The organism is Phenylobacterium sp. GW823-FHT02A09, assembly GCF_058797775.1.
The window spans coordinates 17,926-38,009 of the sequence record NZ_JBXAJZ010000002.1 but is presented as its reverse complement, the minus strand read 5'-3'; the positions used below and the strand labels follow the sequence as shown (position 1 = coordinate 38,009).

General features: G+C 68.2%; 25 protein-coding genes. 8 read left to right on the top strand and 17 right to left on the bottom strand.

Going from position 1 to position 20,084, the window contains the following annotated elements; genetic code table 11:
* Nucleotides 1-135: 135 nt before the first annotated feature.
* The 3 genes from AC1Q87_RS07265 to AC1Q87_RS07255 all read left to right on the top strand — a co-directional run bounded on the left by AC1Q87_RS07265 (nucleotide 136) and on the right by AC1Q87_RS07255 (nucleotide 4,351).
* Complete coding sequence (locus AC1Q87_RS07265; RefSeq protein ID WP_492608313.1) at nucleotides 136-693, top strand: hypothetical protein; 558 nt, start codon at nucleotides 136-138, stop codon at nucleotides 691-693.
* A gap of 74 nt (nucleotides 694-767) precedes the next feature.
* Nucleotides 768-1,433, top strand: a complete 666-nt coding sequence (locus AC1Q87_RS07260) for a fused DSP-PTPase phosphatase/NAD kinase-like protein (RefSeq protein ID WP_492608312.1) — start codon at nucleotides 768-770, stop codon at nucleotides 1,431-1,433.
* A gap of 290 nt (nucleotides 1,434-1,723) precedes the next feature.
* Nucleotides 1,724-4,351 carry an Ig-like domain-containing protein gene (locus tag AC1Q87_RS07255; RefSeq protein WP_492608311.1) on the top strand — a complete coding sequence of 876 codons (2,628 nt, stop codon included), beginning with the start codon at nucleotides 1,724-1,726 and terminating at the stop codon, nucleotides 4,349-4,351.
* Between the two features lie 150 nt (nucleotides 4,352-4,501).
* Here the strand turns inward: AC1Q87_RS07255 and AC1Q87_RS07250 are convergent, their stop codons facing one another.
* The 5 genes from AC1Q87_RS07250 to AC1Q87_RS07230 all read right to left on the bottom strand — a co-directional run bounded on the left by AC1Q87_RS07250 (nucleotide 4,502) and on the right by AC1Q87_RS07230 (nucleotide 8,945).
* The gene (locus tag AC1Q87_RS07250; RefSeq protein ID WP_056017944.1) at nucleotides 4,502-4,738 is read right to left on the bottom strand and encodes a DUF4170 domain-containing protein; all 237 of its coding nucleotides are present in this window, start codon (nucleotides 4,736-4,738) and stop codon (nucleotides 4,502-4,504) included.
* Between the two features lie 17 nt (nucleotides 4,739-4,755).
* Nucleotides 4,756-5,550: a 3'(2'),5'-bisphosphate nucleotidase CysQ gene (locus tag AC1Q87_RS07245; protein ID WP_492608310.1), complete on the bottom strand. Its 795-nt coding sequence runs from the start codon at nucleotides 5,548-5,550 to the stop codon at nucleotides 4,756-4,758.
* Nucleotides 5,550-6,881, bottom strand: coding sequence for a TldD/PmbA family protein (locus AC1Q87_RS07240; RefSeq protein WP_492608309.1), 1,332 nt, complete (start codon nucleotides 6,879-6,881; stop codon nucleotides 5,550-5,552). Before AC1Q87_RS07240 ends, AC1Q87_RS07245 begins: the two co-directional genes overlap by 1 nt.
* A 43-nt stretch (nucleotides 6,882-6,924) precedes the next feature.
* Entirely contained in the window at nucleotides 6,925-7,326 is a 402-nt protein-coding gene (locus AC1Q87_RS07235) for an MAPEG family protein (RefSeq protein ID WP_492608308.1), read from the bottom strand.
* 95 nt (nucleotides 7,327-7,421) lie between these two features.
* A complete protein-coding gene (locus AC1Q87_RS07230) occupies nucleotides 7,422-8,945 on the bottom strand; it encodes a UbiD family decarboxylase (protein ID WP_492608307.1) in 1,524 nt (507 codons plus the stop codon).
* Nucleotides 8,946-9,028: 83 nt separating this feature from the next.
* Here AC1Q87_RS07230 and AC1Q87_RS07225 point away from each other — a divergent pair, with 83 nt between their 5' ends.
* Together AC1Q87_RS07225 and AC1Q87_RS07220 are read left to right on the top strand one after the other, a co-directional pair.
* A complete protein-coding gene (locus tag AC1Q87_RS07225; RefSeq protein WP_492608306.1) occupies nucleotides 9,029-9,250 on the top strand; it encodes a type II toxin-antitoxin system prevent-host-death family antitoxin in 222 nt (73 codons plus the stop codon).
* 114 nt (nucleotides 9,251-9,364) lie between these two features.
* Nucleotides 9,365-9,655: a UrcA family protein gene (locus tag AC1Q87_RS07220; RefSeq protein ID WP_492608305.1), complete on the top strand. Its 291-nt coding sequence runs from the start codon at nucleotides 9,365-9,367 to the stop codon at nucleotides 9,653-9,655.
* Here the strand turns inward: AC1Q87_RS07220 and AC1Q87_RS07215 are convergent, their stop codons facing one another.
* The 4 genes from AC1Q87_RS07215 to ggt form a co-directional block, all read right to left on the bottom strand.
* Entirely contained in the window at nucleotides 9,656-9,847 is a 192-nt protein-coding gene (locus AC1Q87_RS07215) for a hypothetical protein (protein WP_492608304.1), read from the bottom strand.
* A gap of 97 nt (nucleotides 9,848-9,944) precedes the next feature.
* The gene (locus AC1Q87_RS07210; protein ID WP_492608303.1) at nucleotides 9,945-10,286 is read right to left on the bottom strand and encodes an MmcQ/YjbR family DNA-binding protein; all 342 of its coding nucleotides are present in this window, start codon (nucleotides 10,284-10,286) and stop codon (nucleotides 9,945-9,947) included.
* Nucleotides 10,286-10,861: a YdeI/OmpD-associated family protein gene (locus tag AC1Q87_RS07205; protein ID WP_492608302.1), complete on the bottom strand. Its 576-nt coding sequence runs from the start codon at nucleotides 10,859-10,861 to the stop codon at nucleotides 10,286-10,288. Before AC1Q87_RS07205 ends, AC1Q87_RS07210 begins: the two co-directional genes overlap by 1 nt.
* Complete coding sequence (gene ggt, locus AC1Q87_RS07200; RefSeq protein ID WP_492608301.1) at nucleotides 10,861-12,624, bottom strand: gamma-glutamyltransferase; 1,764 nt, start codon at nucleotides 12,622-12,624, stop codon at nucleotides 10,861-10,863. The genes AC1Q87_RS07205 and ggt overlap by 1 nt, the downstream gene beginning before the upstream one ends.
* 163 nt (nucleotides 12,625-12,787) lie before the next feature.
* On the opposite strand from ggt, the gene AC1Q87_RS07195 reads away from it, so the two are divergent.
* Nucleotides 12,788-13,078 (top strand): hypothetical protein, encoded by a 291-nt coding sequence (locus AC1Q87_RS07195; RefSeq protein ID WP_492608300.1) that lies wholly within the window; start codon nucleotides 12,788-12,790, stop codon nucleotides 13,076-13,078.
* Here AC1Q87_RS07195 and AC1Q87_RS07190 read toward each other — a convergent pair.
* From AC1Q87_RS07190 to AC1Q87_RS07180, 3 genes are all read right to left on the bottom strand, one after another.
* Nucleotides 13,075-13,581 carry a YkgJ family cysteine cluster protein gene (locus AC1Q87_RS07190; RefSeq protein ID WP_492608299.1) on the bottom strand — a complete coding sequence of 169 codons (507 nt, stop codon included), beginning with the start codon at nucleotides 13,579-13,581 and terminating at the stop codon, nucleotides 13,075-13,077. The genes AC1Q87_RS07195 and AC1Q87_RS07190 overlap by 4 nt on opposite strands.
* A gap of 67 nt (nucleotides 13,582-13,648) precedes the next feature.
* Nucleotides 13,649-13,990 carry a VOC family protein gene (locus tag AC1Q87_RS07185; protein WP_492608298.1) on the bottom strand — a complete coding sequence of 114 codons (342 nt, stop codon included), beginning with the start codon at nucleotides 13,988-13,990 and terminating at the stop codon, nucleotides 13,649-13,651.
* Between the two features lie 45 nt (nucleotides 13,991-14,035).
* Complete coding sequence (locus AC1Q87_RS07180; protein WP_492608297.1) at nucleotides 14,036-14,698, bottom strand: class I SAM-dependent methyltransferase; 663 nt, start codon at nucleotides 14,696-14,698, stop codon at nucleotides 14,036-14,038.
* A gap of 98 nt (nucleotides 14,699-14,796) precedes the next feature.
* Here AC1Q87_RS07180 and AC1Q87_RS07175 point away from each other — a divergent pair, with 98 nt between their 5' ends.
* The gene (locus AC1Q87_RS07175) at nucleotides 14,797-15,384 is read left to right on the top strand and encodes an HdeD family acid-resistance protein (RefSeq protein WP_492608296.1); all 588 of its coding nucleotides are present in this window, start codon (nucleotides 14,797-14,799) and stop codon (nucleotides 15,382-15,384) included.
* Here the strand turns inward: AC1Q87_RS07175 and AC1Q87_RS07170 are convergent.
* Genes AC1Q87_RS07170 through AC1Q87_RS07155 form a run of 4 tightly spaced genes read right to left on the bottom strand, consistent with a single transcriptional unit; the run spans nucleotide 15,381 to nucleotide 18,472 of the window.
* On the bottom strand, nucleotides 15,381-16,313 hold the full coding sequence (locus tag AC1Q87_RS07170) for a fatty acid desaturase family protein (protein ID WP_492608295.1): 933 nt from the start codon (nucleotides 16,311-16,313) through the stop codon (nucleotides 15,381-15,383). The genes AC1Q87_RS07175 and AC1Q87_RS07170 overlap by 4 nt on opposite strands.
* Entirely contained in the window at nucleotides 16,313-16,927 is a 615-nt protein-coding gene (locus AC1Q87_RS07165) for a TetR/AcrR family transcriptional regulator C-terminal domain-containing protein (RefSeq protein WP_492608294.1), read from the bottom strand. The genes AC1Q87_RS07170 and AC1Q87_RS07165 overlap by 1 nt, the downstream gene beginning before the upstream one ends.
* Nucleotides 16,928-16,970: 43 nt before the next feature.
* The gene (locus AC1Q87_RS07160) at nucleotides 16,971-17,741 is read right to left on the bottom strand and encodes an SDR family NAD(P)-dependent oxidoreductase (RefSeq protein WP_492608293.1); all 771 of its coding nucleotides are present in this window, start codon (nucleotides 17,739-17,741) and stop codon (nucleotides 16,971-16,973) included.
* Nucleotides 17,738-18,472 carry an SDR family NAD(P)-dependent oxidoreductase gene (locus AC1Q87_RS07155; protein WP_492608292.1) on the bottom strand — a complete coding sequence of 245 codons (735 nt, stop codon included), beginning with the start codon at nucleotides 18,470-18,472 and terminating at the stop codon, nucleotides 17,738-17,740. The genes AC1Q87_RS07160 and AC1Q87_RS07155 overlap by 4 nt, the downstream gene beginning before the upstream one ends.
* A 160-nt stretch (nucleotides 18,473-18,632) precedes the next feature.
* On the opposite strand from AC1Q87_RS07155, the gene AC1Q87_RS07150 reads away from it, so the two are divergent.
* A complete protein-coding gene (locus AC1Q87_RS07150) occupies nucleotides 18,633-19,049 on the top strand; it encodes a MerR family transcriptional regulator (RefSeq protein WP_293404065.1) in 417 nt (138 codons plus the stop codon).
* An 18-nt stretch (nucleotides 19,050-19,067) separates the two neighbouring features.
* On the opposite strand, the gene AC1Q87_RS07145 is transcribed toward AC1Q87_RS07150, so the two are convergent.
* Nucleotides 19,068-20,072 carry a UbiA family prenyltransferase gene (locus tag AC1Q87_RS07145; RefSeq protein ID WP_492608291.1) on the bottom strand — a complete coding sequence of 335 codons (1,005 nt, stop codon included), beginning with the start codon at nucleotides 20,070-20,072 and terminating at the stop codon, nucleotides 19,068-19,070.
* Nucleotides 20,073-20,084: the final 12 nt, after the last annotated feature.

The window sequence follows — 20,084 nt, the reverse complement described above, 5'->3', positions numbered from 1 at the left end:
GGGAAGTCAAGAAGGCGTCTTGGCCCGGCGCAAAGGCGGCATATGGTGTCGGTCGGGGTGAAACTGAACCGCGCCGCCGATCCTGACCCGTCGTGACGGGCGCGGCGGCGATCCTCACCCCATATGGAGACCGTCATGCGCACCGTCGCATCCGTCCTGGCCCTGACGCTCGCACCGGCGATCGCCGTTGCGCAGCCGTCCACGGCCGCGCCTGCAGCGCCCGCGGCCAAGGCGGCCGCCCCGACGCCTGCCAAGGCTGCACCAGCGACGCCGTCGGCCAAATCTTCGCTCGCAACGCCGCCGGTTCCGCCGGCCGCCCCGCCGGTCGTACTCGGCAAGGAGCCTGAGCTGTCGCGGGCCCAAAACACTGCGATCGCCAAATCCATTGCGGCCCTCAAGACGCCCGAAGAGCGGCGCCTGGCGAGCGGGTGGAGCAACGCCAAGAAGGTCGCCGAGGTGATCTGCCGGCCGGTCGCCTTGCCGGCGCTGAAGAAGCAGGTGCCCAACGCCGACCGGGTGTTCCTGGGCACGGACGATCCCAAGACTTTGACGTTGGTCAGCACCCGCAGCCTGACCGGCGCGGGGCAGGTGCGCTCGGGCTCGGCCTGGCGCGACTTCACCTTCACCTGCGCCCTGATGCCCAGCAGCGGCAAGGTCGCGGGGTTCACCGCCGTGCTGAAGCCCGTGACCTAGGACCAGACGTCGCGCTTGGCTTCCGCTGGCGCCCCGAACCGCCTATCTAGGCGCGCGCAATGCAGGAAGCTCGCTTGGCCGATTTCGACCTCACCACGCCCAAGGGGCGAACCGCGGCCTATCTGGATTATCTCTGGAAGGATCACGCCTATCTGCGCCTGGGCTTTTCCAACGCCCATTGGATCAGCGACGAACTGGTGCGCACCAACCAGCCCTGGCCCCATCAGCTGGCCGAGTGGAAGAAGCGCGGCATCAAGACGGTGATCAACCTGCGCGGCGGGTTCGACGCCAGCTTCCACGCGCTGGAGAAGGACGCCTGCGAGCGCCTGGGCCTGAAGATGGTCGACTTCACGATCACCTCGCGCGAGGTGCCCAGCCGCGCGCGCGTGCACGGCGCTAAGGAGCTGTTCGAGACGATCGAGTACCCGGCGCTGATGCACTGCAAGTCCGGCGCGGACCGGGCCGGCATCATGAGCGTGTTCTACATGCACTTCCGCAAGGGCCTGCCGATCCGGGAGGCGCTGGATCAGCTGCACATCCGCTACCTGCATGTGAAGCAGGGCAAGACCGGGGTGCTGGACTACACCTTCGAACGCTACTTGGCCGAGGGCGAGCCCAAGGGCCAGACCTTCCTGGAGTGGGTCGACAGCGACGCCTACGATGAGGCGGCCATCAAGGCCGACTTCCGCGCCAACATGTGGGGGCGGCTGCTCACCGAAGGCGTGCTCAAGCGGGAGTAGGGCGGCGAGGCACGGATTGCTTAGGTTGTGAGCAGACGGACGCAGGCGGGCCTCAAGCCTGGCGCTCTAAGCGGTCGCGAGGTGTTCTGGGCAAACGCTCAGCTCAATTTCGATCAGGCGACGATTTCCTGCGCAGTCCTTGACCGACGGGCCCGGTGAAGCGCGGTGTCCAGAGAGTCTTAACAAGCTCTGTTGAAAATCGCCGCCGGAAAGCTGGCCGCTGGGAGCGACCGGCGATCAGGTCCCGGCCCCCCCCCGGGGAAAATTCCTCCGGGTAGTGAGAACTCAGTATGACCAACGTCGCCTCCGTCACCGCGGTCCCCGCCAGTGGCAGCTACAAGGCCGGCGCCGTGGTGACGTTGGCCATCAATTTCGACGGCGCGGTGCTCGTGGACACCGCAGGGGGCGTGCCGACACTGTCGCTGAGCAGCGGCGGGGTGGGCACCTACGTGGGCGGCAGCGGCTCCTCGACCCTAACCTTCAGCTACACGGTCGGCGCTGGCGAAACGAGCGCCGATCTGGACTACGCCTCGACCTCGGCGCTTGCGCTGAACGGCGCGGCGATCACCGACGCCGCGACCCATACGGCCGTCGTCCTGACCCTGGCCGTGCCAGGCGCGGCAGGCTCGCTGGGAGCCAACGCCAGCATCGTCGTCGACACCACCGCGCCCACGATCACCGGCGCCACCGTGACCTTTTCGGCAGACACCGGGACCTCAAACACCGACCTCATCACGAACGTCGCCTCGCAGTCCGTCAGCGGCGTCCTGACAGGTCCTTTGGCGCCAGACGAAACCGTTCTGGTGTCGTTCGACAACGGCCAGTCCTGGACGACAGCCCCGTCGGCCGGCAGCATGTGGAACATCCCGACGCCCGTCACCCTCGCAGGCAGCGACACGCTCAAGGTGCGGGTCGACGACGCTGCAGGCAATCAGGGCTCGGCGGCGTCCTTCGCCTTTGTGCTCGACACCACGCCGCCGCCCAGCGTCAGCAGCATTGGCCTGTCCAATGATACCGGACTCTCCTCGAGCGATTTCATCACCAACGCGTCTTCGCAGACCATCAGCGGCAGAGCGGCGAGCAACTTCGTGGCGGGCGACAAGGTTGAAGTCTCGCTCGACAACGGCGCCACCTGGACGGCGGTCTCCACCACGGCGGGCACGAACACTTGGTCCCTGAACGCCACACTCACCGGTAGCGACACGCTGAAAGTGCGGATCGTCGATACGGCGGGCAATTACGGTTCAGTCTCGTCCCAGGCCTACGTGCTGGACACCACGCCGCCAATGACGACCATCACGGCGCTCGCCTTTTCGGCTGACACTGGGAGCTCCAACTCCGACTTCATCACCAAGACCGCCGCGCAGACGCTAAGCGGCACGCTGTCAGCCAATCTGGCGGCGGGCGAGGAAGTTCAGCTCTCGACGGACAACGGCGCATCGTGGACCACGGTCGCCGCCTCGGTAGGTTCGAGCGCGTGGTCGCTCAGCGGCGTCACCCTCGCCCAGAGCAACACGCTGCAGGCGCGGGTCGTCGACGCGGCCGGCAATGAGGGTGCGCACCTCGCCCAGGCCTATGTATACGACACAGTTGCGCCGGCCGGGGTCACCAGCCTGTCCCTGTCGAACGACAGCGGCGCTTCCTCGAATGACTTCGTCACCCGCGTTGCGGCCCAGACCATCAGCGGCGTCCTGAGCGGCGGGCTGGCGGCGGGAGACCAGGTATTGGGCTCGTTGGACAACGGGGCCACCTGGACTGACATCACTTCCAAGGTAAGCGGTAGCGTCTTGAGCTGGAATGGCGTCACGCTCGTCGGCAGCGGCGTCCTGAAGGTTCAGGTCGTCGACGCCGCAGGCAACGCCAGCACCGCTCTCAATGGATACGTGCTCGACACCTCCGCCGCCGCGCCTTCCGCGCCGGACCTCAGCCCCGCGTCCGACACCGGGGCGTCGAGCACCGACAATATCACCAGCGACGCCACGCCCACCTTTACCGGCACGAGCGAAGCGAACGCGGCCGTTTCGTTGTTCGACACCGACGGAACGACCGTGCTTGGGACTGCAACCGCCGACGGTTCGGGGAACTGGTCGATCACGTCGAGCACCCTGGCGGTCGGCCTGCATACGGTCTCGGCCAAGATCACGGACCTGGCGGGAAACACGTCGAGCGCCAGCGCGGGTCTGCAGATCACCATCGAGGCGTCGGCGCCACCCGAACCGCCGCCGCCGTCGGTCGTCACCATCGTGACGCCGTTCGGCTCGCTGGTCACCGGCGACGGCGGCGGCAATCTCATCGAATGGAGCGGGCGCGGCGCCGATACGATCGCCGGCGGCGCGGGTAACGACACCCTGATCGCCGGGCTGAACAACGACGTCCTGCAGGGCAATACCGGCGCCGACAGCATCTCTGCGGGGGCGGGCCCCGACATCGTCAGCGGCGGTCAGGGAGACGACTTCCTGAACGGCAACCAGGGGAACGACCTGCTGTTCGGGGACCTCGGCGACGACACCGTCTCCGGCGGCAAGGGCAACGATTTCGTCCACGGCAATGCGGGCGACGACGTGCTGCTGGGCGACCTCGGCGACGATACCGTTCTGGGTGGCCAGGGCGACGACCTCATCATGGGCGGCGACGGTGCCGACTACCTCTCCGGCGACAAGGGCGACGATATCCTCGTCGGCGGAGCGGGCGCAGATCTCTTCAATTTCGTGGGCGGGACAGGCCGCGATATCGTCGCGGACTTCACACAGGGTGATCACATCCGGCTGTCAGTCGCACAGGCGGCGGATTTCCAGGCCTTGTCCGGCAAGATGGCCATGGTCGGCGCGGATACGGTGATCACGCTGGATGGCCTGACGATTGTCCTCGCCGGCGTCCCGATGAGCAGCCTGACCTCGGGCGATTTTCTGTTTTCCTAGCTTACGACACGGGCCATGGGGGCTCGTCTATTGCCGAAGACAGGTTTCAAGGGCTGTAAGCCACGTGGCTGGCTGAGGGGGATCGCTGGCTCAGCAAGCCCCCTCCGTCTCGACGTTTCGCACCTCCCAAAGGGAGGAAGTGGACGACGCCTAGTCTTCCTGCGGATCCTTGTCGGGATCGAGCAGCTTGTGCGCGTGGATCACGAAGTAGCGCATGTGGGCGTTGTCGACGGTTTCCTGCGCCTTGCGGCGCCAGGCGGCGACGGCCTCGCCATGGCTGGCGAAGGCGCCCACCAGGTCGATCTTCGTCAGATCGCGGAAGGTGTTGTGCTCCAGATCCTCAAGTTCGCCGCCGATGACGAGGTGAAGAAGCTGTTTCTCGGGCATGATGTTCCCCAAAATGGTCAGTTGGGTAGGTCGATATGCCGTACGCGCTCAAGGATCAATGGGGCCAAGCGCGGCGCGGCGCAAACTAGGCTCGGTTGTGCAGGTTTTACGCCATTGTACACGAACGGCCGACCGCGGTGATCGCCCACGAAGGCGCCGGCTTCCCGCGCGATGAGGTCGGCGGCGGCCAGATCCCAGTCGAACTTGGCGACCAGCGCCAGGGTGGCGTCGAAAGCGCCGGCGGCGATGATGCACATCCGATAGGCGGTGGAGTTGCGCGCCTCGATCCGCATTTCGGGCCAGGGGGTCGGCCAGGCGGGGTGGGCGAACATCCGGGCGTCGCCGACCATGCCGCAGCCCTCGACGACGTTGCGGTCGGAGGCCTGAATGGGTTGGCCGTTGAGGCTCGCGCCCCTCCCGGCGATCGCCTGGTAGGTCTCGTCGACGTCGGGAGCGAAGACCACGCCGGCGATCGGCTTGTCGTCCTCGACGACGGCGACGGACACCGCCCACCAGGGGCGGTTCTTGATGAAGGCGCGCGTGCCGTCGATCGGGTCGACCACGAACAGCCGCCGCCGTGAGCGGCGCGCAGGATCGTCGGCGGTTTCCTCGGACAGCCAGCCGTAGTCGGGACGGGCGCTGGTCAGGATCTGCTTGATCAGCGCGTCGGTGGCGAGGTCGGCGTTGGTGACCGGGGAGTCGCCCTCCTTGTAGGACGTCTCCAGGCCTTCGCCGCGCAGCTTCTGGGCCAGCGCCCCGGCGTCGAACGCCGCTTGGGTGATCAGTTCGAGGTCCTGGGCGGGATCCGTCATCAGCGCCCGGCGATCGCCAGTCCGTCGACGAGCAGCGACGGTGAATTGGCCGATCCGCGGATCTCCAGGTCGGCGCCCGGGACCAGCCGGCCATAGATGTCGATCAGGTTACCGGCGACGGTGATCTCGGCGACCGGATAGGCCAGCTCGCCGTTCTCGAACCAGAAGCCCGAGCAGCCCACCGACCAGTCGCCGGTGTTGCCGTTCAGCGAGGGGCCGAACATCGAGGTGATCAGCAGGCCCTTGCCGGCCTGGGCGATCAGTTCGGCCTGGCTGTGCGCGCCAGGTTCCACGGTCAGGTTGGTGGTCGACACACCGGGCGCGCCGGCCAGCCCGCGCGAGGCGTGGCCGGTGGTCTCCAGTCCCAGCTGGCGGGCCGACGAGGTGTTCATCAGCCAGGTGGTCAGCACGCCGTCCTCGATCAGCGCCCAGCGGCGGTTGGCGACGCCTTCGTCGTCGAACGGCGAGGAGCCGAGGCCGCGGACCTTGTGGGGATCGTCGATGATGTTCACGCCCTTGGCGAACAGCTGGGCGTTCAGCTTGTCCTTCAGGAAAGAGGTGCCGCGCGCGATCGACGGACCGGCGATGCCTCCGATCAGCGGGCTGATCAGCGACATGGCCACGCGGTTCTCGAAGATCACCGGGGCGGTGGTCGAGTCGATCTTGCGCGCGCCCAGGCGTTGCGCCGCGCGGCGGCCGGCTTCTTCGCCGATCGACTGTGCGCTGGGCAGGTCGCCGCGCCAGCGGGCCGAACGGCCGTCATAGCCGCTCTCCATGGTCTCGCCGTCGCCGGCGATCGCCGAGGCGGTGATCGAGAAGGCCGAAGCCTGGTAGACGCCGGAGAAGCCGTCCGAGGTCACCAGTCGCCAGTGCGACGACGAGGCCGAGGCCGAGCCGCCGTCGGAATTGGTGATCTTGGGATTGGCGCGGGCGGCGTCTTCGGCGGCGCGGGCGACTTCCTCAAGCGATTCCGGGGACGGTTCCTGCGGATCGTAGAGGTCCAGGTCGGTGAACGGGCCCTGGGCCAGACGCTCCTTGGGGGCGAGGCCGGCATACGGATCTTCCGGGGCGAGCTTGGCCATCGCCACGGCCCGCTCGATCAGCTTCGCGCGGGCTTCGGGCGAGATGTCCGATCCGGAGACCGTCGCCTGCCGCTGGCCGACGAAGACGCGCAGGCCGAGATCGCGGCTTTCCTCGCGCTCGACCTCTTCCAGTTCGCCCATGCGGACATTGATGCCGAGGGCGGCGCGTTGCGCCCCGACGGCTTCGGCGGAGTCCGCGCCGGCTTTCAGCGCGGCGGAGACGACATCGGCGAGGAGGTTTTCGTCCATCAAGGCCATATGGCGGGATGCGCGCTCCGCGGCAAGCGGCGGCTCACGCGATGGCGTAGAACAGCAGGGCGACACTGGCGAAGACATAGGCCAGCCAGGTCAGGGTGACGCCGATCGAGCGGGCGAACGAGGCGCCGCCGCTGCGCGACAGCCCGAACGCGTGCAGGCCGCGGCCGACGAACAGCAGCAGGCCGGTCAGGTGCACCGCCAGCGGCGGCGCATCGACCATGGCCAGCACCGCGATGCCGACCATCGCGGCGGGGACGTACTCGGTCGCATTGCCGAACGCGCGGATCGCCTGGGCCAGTTCCGGCACCCCGCCGTCGCCCAGCGCCACCTTGTGCCGACGCCGCTGGCGCACGACCAGCAGCGACAGCACCAGCAGCAGGATCAGGTGCAGCCCGACCCATAGGGCCGCAGCGTGGCCGGATGTCACGGCGTCCATACTCGATTGTCCCTCTGTCGCCCCCGCGAAGGCGCGCAGTTGGACTTGGATTTACGCAAAGGGCAAGGCTTGCCCCGGTCACGTCCTCCGTGAGGTCAGACCTCTGCGCCGCCGCCAGGCAATCCCAGGCGCGCCCACTTCTCGGTGACGGCCTTCACGGTGGCTTCGTCCATGCCCAGTTTCTCGCCCCACTCGCGATGGGTCTCGGGCGGCCACTTGTTGGTGGCGTCCAGGCCGATCTTCGATCCCAGCCCGCTCTCGGGCGAAGCGAAGTCCAGGTAGTCGATGGGCGTGCCCTCGACGAGGGTAATGTCGCGAGCCGGGTCCATGCGGGTCGACAGCGCCCACATGACGTCCTTCCAGTCGCGGGCGTTGATGTCGTCGTCTACGACGATCACCCACTTGGTGTACATGAACTGCCGCAGGAAGCTCCAGACGCCCATCATCACGCGCTTGGCGTGACCGGGGTAGGCCTTCTTCATCGAGACCACGGCGATCCGGTAGGAGCAGCCCTCCGGCGGCAGCCAGAAATCGATGATCTCCGGAAATTGCTGGCGCAGCAGCGGAATGAACACCTCGTTCAGCGCCTCGCCCAGCACGCTCGGCTCATCCGGCGGGCGGCCGGTGAAGGTGGTCAGATAGATCGGATCCTTGCGCATGGTGATGGCGCTGACCTTGAACACCGGGAACTGCTCGACCGAGTTGTAGTAACCGGTGTGGTCGCCGTAGGGACCCTCGTCGGCGTACTCGTCCAGCATGACGTGGCCTTCGATGACGATCTCGGCCTGGGCCGGGACCAGCAGCGGCACGGTCTTGGCCTGGACCAGGTCGACCTTCGCGCCGCGCATCAGGCCCGCGAACTGATACTCCGACAGCGTCTCGGGCACCGGCGTCACCGCGGCCAGGATGGTGCCGGGATCGGCGCCGATCACCACGGCGGCGGGCAGGGCGTCGGGCTTGCCGGCCGCCTTCCAGCGGCGGTGATGCTGGGCGCCGCCGCGGTGCGCCAGCCAGCGCATGATGGTCTTGTCCTTGCCGAGCACCTGCATGCGGTAGATGCCGAGGTTGTAGTCGTCCTCACGCTCGTCCGACGGGCCCTTGGTCACCACCAGCGGCCAGGTGATCAGCGGCGCGGGCTCGCCCGGCCAGCAGGTCTGGATCGGCAGCTTCGAAAGGTCGATTTGGTCGCCGGTCCAAACCACCTCCTGCACCGGAGCTTTCTTCACCGTGGCCGGACGCATCGACATCACGGTCTTGGCCAGCGGCAGCATCTCGAAGGCGTCCTTCAGGCCGCGCGGCGGCTCGGGGCTGCGCAGGAAGGCCAGCAGTTCGCCGACCTCGCGCAGTTCGCCGGCGGTGGTGCGCTCCTGGCCCTCCAGGGTTACGCCCATGGCGACGCGCTTCACCGTCCCGAACAGGTTGACCAGGCACGGCATGGGCGAGCGCTCGCCATCAGCGCGGATCACGTTCTCGAAAAGCACCGCGGGGCCGCCGGTCGCCAGCAGCCGGCGCTGGATCTCGGTCATCTCCAGCACGCTGGAGACCGGCTCGGAGACGCGAACCAGTTCGCCGGCGGCTTCCAGCTTGGCGATGAAATCCCTCAGCGACCGATAGGCCATGCGCTCTCCATTCGTGCTGAGGCTTGGTCTAGGGCGGGGCGGCTCTGGTGTCACCTGCGCGACGCCGGTAAAAACGGCGGGTCATGAAGCGCATCGATCTCGACGACCTTCCGCCCAAGCTCGCCCAGCTGCTCGCCGCCGTGGAGGAGGGCGAGGAACTGCTGCTGGTGCAGAACGGCGCAGTGGCCGGCCGATTGGTCGGTGCGGCCGCGCCGCAGCCCGCCCCTGAGCCGGAGCAGCCGAGCAATGAGCGCGCCGCGGAGATCTTCGAGCAGTTCCGCTCGGCCATGGAAGACGAGTTCTAAGCCTCCCGTTTTCTGTGGCGCGGCCGCCGCAAACCCCATATCTGTCAAGCGTTGTGGCGTGACGAGGCCGCAGAGCCCCGCAGCTGCGACTTAATTCAGCAGTAGGGAAACGCCATGCTCAAAATCATCGCAGTTTCGACTGCGCTCGCCCTGGTCGCGGGCGCTGCGGTCGCCGCTCCCGCCGGTTACGGCTCCGCCGTGGTGCGGGTGGGCGACCTCGACGCGGGCCGTCCGGCCGACGTCGCACGTCTCCAGAAGCGACTTGAGGCCGCTGCGCTCGAAGCGTGCGGCGCCCAAGCCGACAGCGTGCGGATGGTCAAACAGGCCATCGCGCGCTCCGACTGCTATCGCGAGACCCTCGCCCAGGCCTCGGCCCAGGTGCGCACTGGTCTGGCTGTCCGCTAGTCAGTCATCGTCGTCATCGTCGAAGCCTTCGTCGCCGCCCAGGACATCGTTCAGGGCGTCGATGATGGCGTCCATCTGGTCGGGCGAGACCTCGAGCGCGACGGGCTCGCCGCCGGCGCCGGCCACGGTCAGCAGATAGCCCTCGTCTGTTTCCTCGAATTCGAAGCGCTCGAGCGGTTTCGGCTGGGCCATGGGGAACTCCTGTCCGTTGGCGTCGCGAAGTGTGCGGACCATCGCCCTCTGAGCGGATGCGCGCCATCTCCGTTCCACGAAATCTTCCGTAGGGGGCTCAGGCGCCTGCGTCGCGAGCCTTGACGAGCTTCTTCGGCGCGATCTTGCGCCACCGGCGCTCCAGGAAGTTCTGCAGCGACCCGGGATGCAGCCGCTCGATGCGGGCGAGCACGCTAGGATAGTCCTTGTAGTGCGGCGTGATGTGGAAGGTCGCCGGCTCGGCCTCGATCAGCATCTCCCGCTCGTCGTGGCTGACGTCGAGCAGCACCAGGCTTTGGTCTTCGCCGCGCAGCCGGGTGAAGAATTTGCCGTTCACCTTGAACGAGGGCTGACCGTAGGACGTGCCCTCCTCGGCGCCCGGAAACGCCAGCACCAACTCGCGGACTTCATCGGAGGTCATCACGCTTCCCTCTTGGTCGCCGAGACCAGCTTCACCCCGTCGGCGCAGGCGTCAATCAGGATCGCCATCCGCCTGGCGCGGGTGTCGGCTCCCTTGGCGCTGACCACCCGGTGGATGGCGACCTTGCGATACGATGGCGAGAAGGCCTGGAAGTTCACCCAGGCTGGCGCGTTCGCCTGGAACGCCGCCGTCTCGGCCTCGGAGAAGACCTGCACGCCTCGCTCATGCGAGTACTCGTTCGTGCGGCCCTTGCCGGCCTCGAACGCGGCCAGACCGTCAGGATGCACCAGGCCCAGGGCCTGCAGCTCCTCGATCCTGCGGATGTTCACCTGGCTCCAGATCCCCTTCGGACGCCTGGGCGTGAAGCGGATGCGATAGCTCTCCCCGTCGATCGCGTGGCGAACCCCGTCGATCCAGCCGAAGCACAGGGCCTGGTCGACAGCCTGCGGCCAGGTGATCGAGGCGCGGCCCGCGCCCTTCTTGCGGAAGCCGACCGAGAGTTCGGTCGCCGTCTGGTGGTTTTCTTCCAGCCAGACGCGGAACGCCTCGGGCGTCTCGAAGAAGGTCGGCGACATCAGTAGGCCAGGGCCACGCCGTCCTTGCGCATCTCGGTCGCCGCCGCGTAGCGGCCGGGCCAGCGCTCGATGGCCTGGTAGCCGCCATAGCCGCCGGGATCGGGCGCAAGGTTCCAGCCGATGGCCGCCAGCGCCGTCTTGGTCGCCTCCGGCACGCCGCTCTCGAGGTTCAGGATCCCGACCCCCTTCTGCGCCTCGCCGGTCGGCTCGCTCGAGCCGCCGTGGTGCCAGCGCGGGCTGTCGCCCGCCTCCTGCACGCCTAGGCCGAAGTCGATCATGTTGGAGATGATCTGCGCCTGGCCCTGGGGCTGCATGTCGCCGCCCATCACCCCGAACGACAGCCAGGGATCGCCGCCCTTGGTCGCAAAGCCCGGAATGATGGTCTGGAAGGGGCGCTTGCCCGGCGCATAGATGTTGGCGTGGCCGTCTTCCAGCGCGAACAGCTCGCCGCGGTTCTGGAACATGAAGCCCAGCCCGTCCGGCGACAGGCCCGAGCCCATGCCGCGATAGTTCGACTGGATGATCGAAACCATCATCCCGTTCTTGTCGGCGGTGGTGAAGTAGGTGGTGTCGCCGCGGCTGGGCGCCTGGCCCGGGAAGACCGGCGTCAGGATCTTGTCGGGCGAGATCAGACTGGCCCGCTCGCGCGCGTACTCCTTCGACAGCAGCCACTCGGTCGGAACTTTGAAGAAGTCGGGGTCGGCGTAGAACTTGGCGCGGTCCTCGAAGGCCAGGCGCTTGGCCTCCACGGCATGATGGATCGCCGCCGCCGACTGGAAGCCCATGGCCTTGAAGTCGAACATCTCCATGATGTTCAGCATCTGTAGCGTCGCCAGGCCCTGGCTGTTCGGCGACAGGCCCCAGACGTCGACGCCGCGGTAGTTGACCTTGTGCGGCGGGTCCCAGCGCGCGTGGTGGGCGGCGAGATCGGCCTTGGTCATCCAGCCGCCGATCCGCTTGAAATAGGTCTCGATGGTCTGGGCGACCTCGCCGCCATAGAACCCGTCGCGGCCGTTGGCGGCGATCTGGCGATAGGTGCGGCCCAGCGCCGGGTTCTTGAAGACCTCGCCTTCCTTCGGCGTGCGGCCGTCGGGCGCCCAGACCTTCCTGAAGTTCTCCACCTCCTCGATGCCCGCCGTCGGGCGCGTGAAGTTCTTCAGCGAGCGGTCAAGGTAGTAGGCGACGTTCTGGGACACCGCGTGCCCCTCTTCGGCATAGATGATCGCCGGGGCGAACAGGTCCTTCCACGGCAGTTTCCCGTAGCGCAGGTGCAGGGTCCACCAGGCGTCGACCGCGCCGGGGACGCTGACCGACACCGCGCCGTAGGACGGGATCAGGCCGTTCTTGGCCCGGCCGCGCACCGTCTCCAGCGACAGGCCCTTGGGGCTGCGGCCCGAACCGTTCAGCCCCTCGACGCGGCGGGTCTTCGGGTCCCAGACCATAACGAAGCAGTCGCCGCCGATGCCGCAGGCGATGGGCTCGACCAGGCCCAGCACCGCATTGGCCGCGATCGCCGCGTCCACCGCCGAGCCGCCCAGCCGCAGGATGTCGAGCGCGGCCATGCTGGCGAGCGGGTGGGCGGTGGCGGCCGCGCCGTTCGCACCCCAGGCGGCGCTGCGCGAGGCGAAGGTCGCGCCGTCGATGCGGTCGCCGCCATGCATGTCGGGCCGGTCGCGGTTGGGATTGTCGGCGCGGCTCTGCGCCAGCGCGCCGCCGGCGAGGGCCGTGGCGGGCAGGGCGGCGAGGAAGGTGCGGCGGCGCATGGGAACTCCCGACATCGATGCTCGGCGACACGCCACTATAAGGTGAAGTTTGCCCCGTGCGCGCGGGTTCTGCGGGCCGTCCCACCTTGTCGCAGGGACTTTCCGTCCCCGTCCGATTGCCCTTTGGGGGACGGCTCGGCTATATGCGCCTTTGGGGATAGACATGCGAACAATCGACGCCTTGGCGGCGTCGGCGGCGTTGCTTGCCGTCCTGGCGTTCAGCCAGGTGGCGGGCCAGCAGGCGTCGCCCGACGAGATCGCCGCCGATACTTGGATTCTGGAGCAGGACATGGTCCGGCTGCTGGGCGCAATGAGCGGCCCCGCCGAGGCCTGCTATGCCATGACCTTGCCGTCGGCCAGGGCGGACGAGGGGCTGTTGCCGCTCGCCAGGGATCGCGCAGGCATGGCGCTGGCCACCACCTGCGACCCGACGATGATTTCGCAGCTGACCTAGCTGGCCTGTACGTCGCTGAGGATCATCGCGTACGGGACCATCATGCCGTCGCGCTCCGCATAGCCGCTGACAAGCTTGTGCTCGGGATCGACCAGGCCGAGGTCCACGTCCTCGTGCGGGAACACGACGATGCGGCGGTCGCCGATGCAGACGACCAGTTCGCGCCCCTCCTTCGCCAGTTCCGACATCGCCTTCAGCCGGCGGTAATAGGGTTCGCGCTTCCACGCGGCCGGCTGGCTGGGGTCGACGACGACATTCAGTCGCCGGCCGTCCTTCTCGGTGTACATCAGGAACTTGGCGCGGTCGGGCCGCCAGGCCTCGTCCAGCTTCTCGGAGTCGAGCCACAGGCAGATGAAGCCGCGGCAGGCCGGCGGCCGGTCCTCATAGACCCCGCAGCCTGCTGCGCGCTTGAAGTGCCCGCACCAGGCCCCGGCCGGCTTGTCCAGGGCCTGGATCGCCAGCAGCTTGCAGCACATGCCGCACTCGCCGCAGCTCTTGCCCATCGCACGCGTCTCCCGTCATCGTCCGCTGGCGGACGATAGCGACGGCGCGTGACGGTTCGACGACGCTCTAGTTCTCAGACCAGACTGCGAGCTCGTTGCCCGACGGGTCGCGGAAGTGGAAGCGCCGACCGCCCGGGAAGCTGAAGATCGGTTTGACGATGGCCCCTCCGGCGGCTTGCACCTTCGCGGCCATGGCCTCCAGGTCGTGGGCGTAGAGCACCACCAGCGGCTTCTCCGTCTGCGCCGCGGCGTCGGCGTCGAACCCGCCGTCCAGGCCCTCTTCGAACGCGGCGTAGCTGGGGCCGTAATCGGTGAAGGTCCAGCCGAAGGCCGACTGATAGAAGCGCTTGGTGGAGACGAGATCGCCGCCCGGCAGTTCCACATAGTCGATCTTGCCGTCTTCGCGCATGGCGATCTCCGCTACTTAGTTCTTAATTCGTTCCAATCTGCGTGGTCAGGCCGGCAGAGTCCAGACGGCGGTCTTCTTCACCTCACGGTCTTCGAGTTCGCGCGTGGTCGGCACCTCGTACTCGGCCAGCTTCTCCAGCCCGACGCGGGGGAAGTAGCTGCGGCCGGGGTCGCCGATCAGCACCCGGGTTCCGCGTACGTGCGCGGCGGCCAGCCAGTTCATGACCTGGTCGGCCAGCGGCTTCTCGTAGCAGATGTCGCCGGCCAGGATGACGTCGACGTCCGGCGGCGGGGCGTCCAGCAGGTTCTGGTCGGTGAAGTCGATCCGCACGTCGTTGAGCTCGGCGTTCGCCGCCAGGGCCGCCCCGCAGAACGGATCGATGTCGGTGGCCAGGGTGTGTCCGGCGCCCGCCCGCATGGCGGCGATGCCGACGATCCCCGAGCCCGAGGCGAAGTCGAGGACCCGTTTGCCCGCCACCTCGTCCGGATGGTCGAGAACGTAGCGCGCCAGGGCTTGGCCGCCGGCCCAGGCGAAAGCCCAGAACGGCGGCGGCAGGCCGATTTCCGCCAGCGCTTCCTCGGTCAGACGCCAGATCGGCGTCACCTCGTCGGCCAGGTGAAGGGTCAGCTCCGGCGTGTGCGGCGGCGGCTGGATGCGGGTGTTTTCGAGGATGAAGGCGCGGCGGCCTTCCAGGGTCTGGATGATCACCCGCGCCCCCTAGCATGGGCCGGCGAGGCGCGCGCGCCGCGATTGGCGGGAACCGAACGCCCAGGTTTCGCCTTTTTCCCTCCAAGCGGGAGAAGGCCATGACGACAGATCAAGGATTGCGTTCCCCCAACCCTGTGCTGACCTCGATGTTCGAAGGGGTCTCGTGGCAGGCGATCGCGCTGCGCGGCGTCGTCGGGGTGCTGTTCGGGCTGCTGGCGGTCTTCGCGCCGGTGACGACGGCGCTGTCGCTGGTGCTGGTGTTCTCGATTTACCTGATGGCGGACGGCTTCCTGGCCATCGCCAGCGCCTTCCGGGCGATGCGCGAGCGCCATTCCTGGGGCCTGCTGGCGGTCGAGGGGGTGGCCAACATCCTGGCCAGCCTGATCCTGTTCTTCATGCCGGGCCTCGGCATGATCACCTTCGTCGTCATCGTCGCGGTCTGGGCGTTGTTCGCCGGCGGTGTGAAACTGGTGACGGCGATGCGTCGCGGACCGGTGCCGGCGCGCGGCTGGCTGGCCTTCTCGGCGGTGGTGTCGCTGCTGTTCGGGATCGTTCTGATCCTGTCGCCGATGGCTGGCGGAGTGGTGCTGACCTGGTGGCTCGGGATCTATGGCTTGGTGTTCGGCGTCGTGCTGCTGTTTCTCGCCTTCCAGCTCCGGTCGGCGCGGAAGAAGGCCGGCCTCTAGGCCGCCTTCGACGAGGCCAGCTTCAGCACCTTCAGGTAACCGCCCGGTTCGATCAGCATGCGCTCGTCGACGCCCTTGGCGCGCAGCGCGCGGTGCACCCGGGGCAGGTTGTAGCAAGGCACATGCATGAACATGTGATGCTCGCAGTGATAGTTCACATAGTAGGGCGCGATCAGCAGTCGCTCGAGGAAGTTCGCCTGGGTGGTGCGCGCCTGACGCATCGGGTCGGGCTCATTGACGTCGATGCAGGCGTGCTCGGCGATGTTGCGCAGCCGGGTGACCAGCGGCAGCCAGGTCGCCTGCGGCAGCACCCACAGCACCGGCCAGATCCACCATAGCCCAAACGGCGCGCCGAGCGCCGTGACGACCAGGCCGAAGCCCAGCCAGCGGCGCTTGTCCTTGATCTCCTGGACGATGATCGGCAGCACGGGCTGTCCGGCCTTGCGCATCTTCAGCCTGGCGACGAACCCGCCGAACCGCTGCTTGAAGAAGGTCTGGCCGGTCAGGTCGCGGATGATCTTGCGCCTCAGCGACAACGGCGTGATCGGGAACGGCGCCGACAGCACCAGGTCCGGATCCTCGCCCTGCTGGGCGAAGCGGTGGTGTGTCAGGTGGTAGGGCCGGTAGCGGTGCAGGCCGCCCGGCGTCAGCCACTCGCCGATGAAGTCGTTGAGCTTGAGGTTCTTGTGCAGGGCGCCGTGCGCAGCGTCATGCATCAGGATCGCCAGCCCCAGCTGGCGCGTGCCGATGATCATCACCGCCAGCGGCAGGGTCAGCGGCCAGATCACAACCATGGCGCCGGCGGCGATGATCAGCGCCCAGGCGTGGGCGATCATGGCTGGGCCGCGCCAGACCGAGCGCGTCGAGATCGGCGCCCATTCCTGGTCGGTGAAGAAGTCCTTGGGCGAGAGGCGGGCGGCCGCGGCCATCAGTCGTGTCCTCCGCTGGCGCCATGCCGGAGCAGGGCGAGCATTTCGTCGACGGCTTCCTGCGTCGTGGCGCCGGTCGCGCCGTCGCGCAGGGTGACGCCCAGCGCCAGGGTCCAGAACCGGCGGGCGGTGACGGCGGGATCATCGCCGCCGCTCCAGCCTCTGGCCGTCTTGGTCTCGGCATAGGCGCGGTCGCCCTGGGCGTGCAGGCGTTCGAAGGTGCGCTCGACCAGCGGAACCAGGTCCTGGCGGCGGCGGGTCAGGGACAGCGCCTCGACGAACAGCGCCAAACCGGGCGATCCGATCACCGTCTCGACCAAAACGCGGTTGTAGTCGGGGCCTGTCGCGGCCCTGGCCGCGGCCTCCTCGGCCCGGCGGGCGACGTAGAGCACCTCGCGGCAGGCGGCCTCGACAAACAGCGCTTCCTTGGTGCGGAAGTAATAGGTGATCTGGCTGGGAAACGCCCCGGCCGCCGCGGCGATGTCGGCCACCGCCACACCCGCCAGTCCCTGGTCCTTGAACAGCTCCACCGCCGCGTCCAGCAGGCGCGAGCGCATCCGCTTGCCCGGCTCCCGGACAGCCCGCGTCGCCTTCAAGGGTCGCACGTTCGTCATGACGTTATTTGTACGTCATACAAACATGGCGGTCAATCGGACGTCAGGCGTTGCGCGCCATCAGTCCGCCATCGACCGGAATGCTCACCCCGGTAATGTAGGACGCCGCCGGCAGGCACAGGCTGAGCGTCATGTGCGCGACCTCGTCCGGCAGGCCATAGCGGCCAAGCGCCGTGCGCCGCTTAGCGAACACCGCCTTCTGGTCGTCGGGGATGGCCGCGGTCATGCCGGTGGCGATCGGGCCGGGGCAGATGCAGTTGACGGTGATCCCCTCGCGGCCCAGTTCGACCGCCAGCGCGCGGGTCAGGCCGGTGACCCCTGCCTTGGCCGCGGCGTAGGGGCTGTCCATCGCCGTCGCGCCCAGGGCTTCGGTCGAGGCGATGTTGACGATCCGCGGGGCGGACGAGGCGCGCAGGAACGGCAGGGCGGCTCGGATCACCCGCTGGTGGGCGCTGAGCAGGATGGCTAGCGAGCGGTCCCACACCGCCTCGTATCCGTCGCTGTCGATGGGTGAGAAGGCCGAGATGCCGGCGTTGTTGATCACCGCGTCGAGCCCGCCCAGCTGCTGGGCGATTTCCGGCACGACGGCTGCGATCTCGGCGGCGTCGGAGACGTCCAGCTTCCAGGCGCGGGCGCTGAGGCCGCGGGCCGCCAACTCCTCGGCGACGGCGGCGGCCGGCGCCAGGGCGTGGTCGGTCACCGCCACCCGCGCGCCTTCTTCGGCGAACACCTCGGCCGTCGCGCGGCCCATGCCCGAGCCTGCGCCGGTGACCAGCACCCGCGCGCCCTTCATCGATCGGCTGAGGCGGCTCACAGGCTCAGCCCTCCATCCACGACCAGGGTCTGGCCGACGACGTAGGACGCCAGCGGCGAGGCGAGGAACAGCGCCGCCCCGGCCATGTCGGCCGGCTCCCCCATGCGTCCGGCCGGGATGCGGTTCAGAGCTCCGCGCAGCCGATCTGGATGCTCGGTGGTGACCTTGGTCAGCTTGGTGTCGACGAGGCCGGGGGCCAGGCCGTTGACCCGGATGCCGTCGCCGGCCCAGGCCTGACCAAGGGTCTTGGTCAGGCTGACGGCGCCAGCCTTGGACGCCGCGTAGGCGGGGTTGCCGCGGTTGGCCTGGAACCCCGACACCGAGCTGACGATGATGATCGAGCCCTTGGCTGCGGCCAGCATGTCGTGGAACTTGGCGGCGCAGGCCATCAGGCTGTCGAGGTTGACCGCCATGACCTGATCCCAGCCCGCGCGTTCGAACTCGCCGCGCCGGTAGACGACCGTGCCTTGGCAGAGCACCAGCACGTCGAGCCGCTCGAAGTCCGGGACGTTGGCGGCGATGGCGTCGCGGTCGGCGACGTCGACCTGCGCATAGGCCAGGCCCATGAGGTCGGAGCCTTCCGTCGCCGCATAGTCGGCGGCGCTCGGCCGGGTGCCCCAGACGTGAACCTCCGCACCGCGCTCCCGGAAGCCGTGCGCGACGCCGTTTCCGATCCCGCTCGATCCGCCCACGACCAGCACGGTCTGGCCGGTGAAATCCAGCTCTCCCATCGTCTCGTCCTCCCTGTTTTCGCCATCCTCACGCCGTAGGGAGGGGTGCGGCAATGCTCACCCAACGTCAGCATTGACGTGAACGTAAGGTCGGGGAACTCTTCGACCTGACGGGCGCGGAACAAGCCCCGCGCATGAGAGACAAATCAGGGAGGTAACGATGCTCCAGAAGCTTCGCCGTCCGGCGACCACCTTCACGATCACCCAGCTCTGCCGCGAGTTCGGAACGACCCCGCGGGCGCTCCGCTACTACGAGGAACAGGGGCTGCTGTCGCCGAGCCGCGAAGGCCAGGCGCGCATCTACACCTATCGCGACCGTGCGCGTCTGACCCTGATCTTGCGCGGCAAGCACGTCGGCCTATCGCTGGCCGAGATCCGCGACATCCTCGATCTCTACGAGCGCGACGACGACCTGATCGCTCAGAACACCCAGGCCCTGGGCAAGTTCAAGGAACGCATCAAGGCGTTCGAGGCCCAGCGTCACGAGATCGACCAGGCGATCGAGGTGCTGCACGACGCCAGCGCCCGGCTGGAAGCCGCACTCGCCGAGCGCGCCGGCCGCGCCGCCTTCGGCTGACGCCGATCCCGTGGCGGCCTAGAACCCCGCCACGGGGCCTTTCCAGGCTCCGGCCGCAAGCGCCAGGAACAGCAGCAGTCCGGCCAGGTGGTTGGACTTGAACAACGCCAGCGCCGAGGGCCCGTCATTGACGTCGACGCGGGCGGCCTGCCGTGACAGGTGCATCCCGAACAGCGCCGCCAGCGGCAGGAACAGCGGGCCCAGGTCTCCGGCCCAGGCCGCCGCCAGCGCCAAGGCGAAACTCAGCACGTAGAAGACCAGCACGCCTTTCTTGACGTTCGCGCCCAGTCGTCGGGTCGACGACTTGATCCCGGCCAGGGCGTCGTCCTCCAGGTCCTGGATCGCGTAGATCGTGTCGTAGCCGAGCGTCCAGAAGATCCCCGAGGCGTAGAGCAGCGCCGCCGCCAGGGTCAGTCGGCCGATCTCCAGTTGTTCGGCTGGGACCACGCCGCCGGCCTGCGCCGCCAGCCAGCCATAGGCGCCGACCGATCCGGTCGCCGCCGCGAAGCCGAGCAGCGCGCCCCAATTGAAGGTCAGGCCGAGCCACGCCTGAGGCCACCAGGTGATGCGCTTCATGAACGGATAGCCTGCGACCAGCGCCAGCGAGGCGACGCCAAGACCCACGGCCAGCGGCGTCATGCTGAGCAGCAGTCCCAGCGAGACCAGGCTGCAGGCGACGATGAAGCTCCAGGCCTGCGCCACGCTGATCTGGCCGGAAGCCACCGGCCGCATGGCGGTGCGCGCCACCTTGGCGTCGAAGTCGCGGTCGACGATGTCGTTGAACGCGCAGCCCGCCGCCCGCATCAGCGCCGCCCCGATGAAGATCTTCGCGAGCAGCAGCGGGTCGGGCAGCTTGCCGTCCATCGCCGCAGCCAGCGCCGCGCCCTGCCAGCCCGGAAGCATCAGCAGCCAGATGCCGGCCGGCCGGTCGAAGCGGCCGAGCTTCAGCCAAGGCTGCAGGGCGGCGGGCGCGTGGCGATCGACCCAGTTGCTGGGCGCGGCGTCGGGCAGTTGGGCGGTCATGGGCTGGCTTTA

Excerpts from the sequence above, each read along its gene's own strand:
- AC1Q87_RS07225 (WP_492608306.1), top strand. The coding sequence starts at position 9,029 with ATGAAGCGCATCGATCTCGACGACCTTCCGCCCAAGCTCGCCCAGCTG.
- AC1Q87_RS07220 (WP_492608305.1), top strand. The coding sequence starts at position 9,365 with ATGCTCAAAATCATCGCAGTTTCGACTGCGCTCGCCCTGGTCGCGGGC.
- AC1Q87_RS07250 (WP_056017944.1), bottom strand. The coding sequence starts at position 4,738 with ATGCCCGAGAAACAGCTTCTTCACCTCGTCATCGGCGGCGAACTTGAG.
- AC1Q87_RS07175 (WP_492608296.1), top strand. The coding sequence starts at position 14,797 with ATGACGACAGATCAAGGATTGCGTTCCCCCAACCCTGTGCTGACCTCG.
- AC1Q87_RS07240 (WP_492608309.1), bottom strand. The coding sequence starts at position 6,881 with ATGGACGAAAACCTCCTCGCCGATGTCGTCTCCGCCGCGCTGAAAGCC.
- AC1Q87_RS07255 (WP_492608311.1), top strand. The coding sequence starts at position 1,724 with ATGACCAACGTCGCCTCCGTCACCGCGGTCCCCGCCAGTGGCAGCTAC.
- AC1Q87_RS07195 (WP_492608300.1), top strand. The coding sequence starts at position 12,788 with ATGCGAACAATCGACGCCTTGGCGGCGTCGGCGGCGTTGCTTGCCGTC.
- AC1Q87_RS07210 (WP_492608303.1), bottom strand. The coding sequence starts at position 10,286 with ATGACCTCCGATGAAGTCCGCGAGTTGGTGCTGGCGTTTCCGGGCGCC.
- AC1Q87_RS07205 (WP_492608302.1), bottom strand. The coding sequence starts at position 10,861 with ATGTCGCCGACCTTCTTCGAGACGCCCGAGGCGTTCCGCGTCTGGCTG.
- AC1Q87_RS07190 (WP_492608299.1), bottom strand. The coding sequence starts at position 13,581 with ATGGGCAAGAGCTGCGGCGAGTGCGGCATGTGCTGCAAGCTGCTGGCG.
- AC1Q87_RS07235 (WP_492608308.1), bottom strand. The coding sequence starts at position 7,326 with ATGGACGCCGTGACATCCGGCCACGCTGCGGCCCTATGGGTCGGGCTG.
- AC1Q87_RS07265 (WP_492608313.1), top strand. The coding sequence starts at position 136 with ATGCGCACCGTCGCATCCGTCCTGGCCCTGACGCTCGCACCGGCGATC.
- AC1Q87_RS07230 (WP_492608307.1), bottom strand. The coding sequence starts at position 8,945 with ATGGCCTATCGGTCGCTGAGGGATTTCATCGCCAAGCTGGAAGCCGCC.
- AC1Q87_RS07215 (WP_492608304.1), bottom strand. The coding sequence starts at position 9,847 with ATGGCCCAGCCGAAACCGCTCGAGCGCTTCGAATTCGAGGAAACAGAC.
- AC1Q87_RS07185 (WP_492608298.1), bottom strand. The coding sequence starts at position 13,990 with ATGCGCGAAGACGGCAAGATCGACTATGTGGAACTGCCGGGCGGCGAT.
- AC1Q87_RS07245 (WP_492608310.1), bottom strand. The coding sequence starts at position 5,550 with ATGACGGATCCCGCCCAGGACCTCGAACTGATCACCCAAGCGGCGTTC.
- AC1Q87_RS07155 (WP_492608292.1), bottom strand. The coding sequence starts at position 18,472 with ATGGGAGAGCTGGATTTCACCGGCCAGACCGTGCTGGTCGTGGGCGGA.
- AC1Q87_RS07145 (WP_492608291.1), bottom strand. The coding sequence starts at position 20,072 with ATGACCGCCCAACTGCCCGACGCCGCGCCCAGCAACTGGGTCGATCGC.
- ggt (WP_492608301.1), bottom strand. The coding sequence starts at position 12,624 with ATGCGCCGCCGCACCTTCCTCGCCGCCCTGCCCGCCACGGCCCTCGCC.
- AC1Q87_RS07170 (WP_492608295.1), bottom strand. The coding sequence starts at position 16,313 with ATGGCCGCGGCCGCCCGCCTCTCGCCCAAGGACTTCTTCACCGACCAG.
- AC1Q87_RS07165 (WP_492608294.1), bottom strand. The coding sequence starts at position 16,927 with ATGACGAACGTGCGACCCTTGAAGGCGACGCGGGCTGTCCGGGAGCCG.
- AC1Q87_RS07150 (WP_293404065.1), top strand. The coding sequence starts at position 18,633 with ATGCTCCAGAAGCTTCGCCGTCCGGCGACCACCTTCACGATCACCCAG.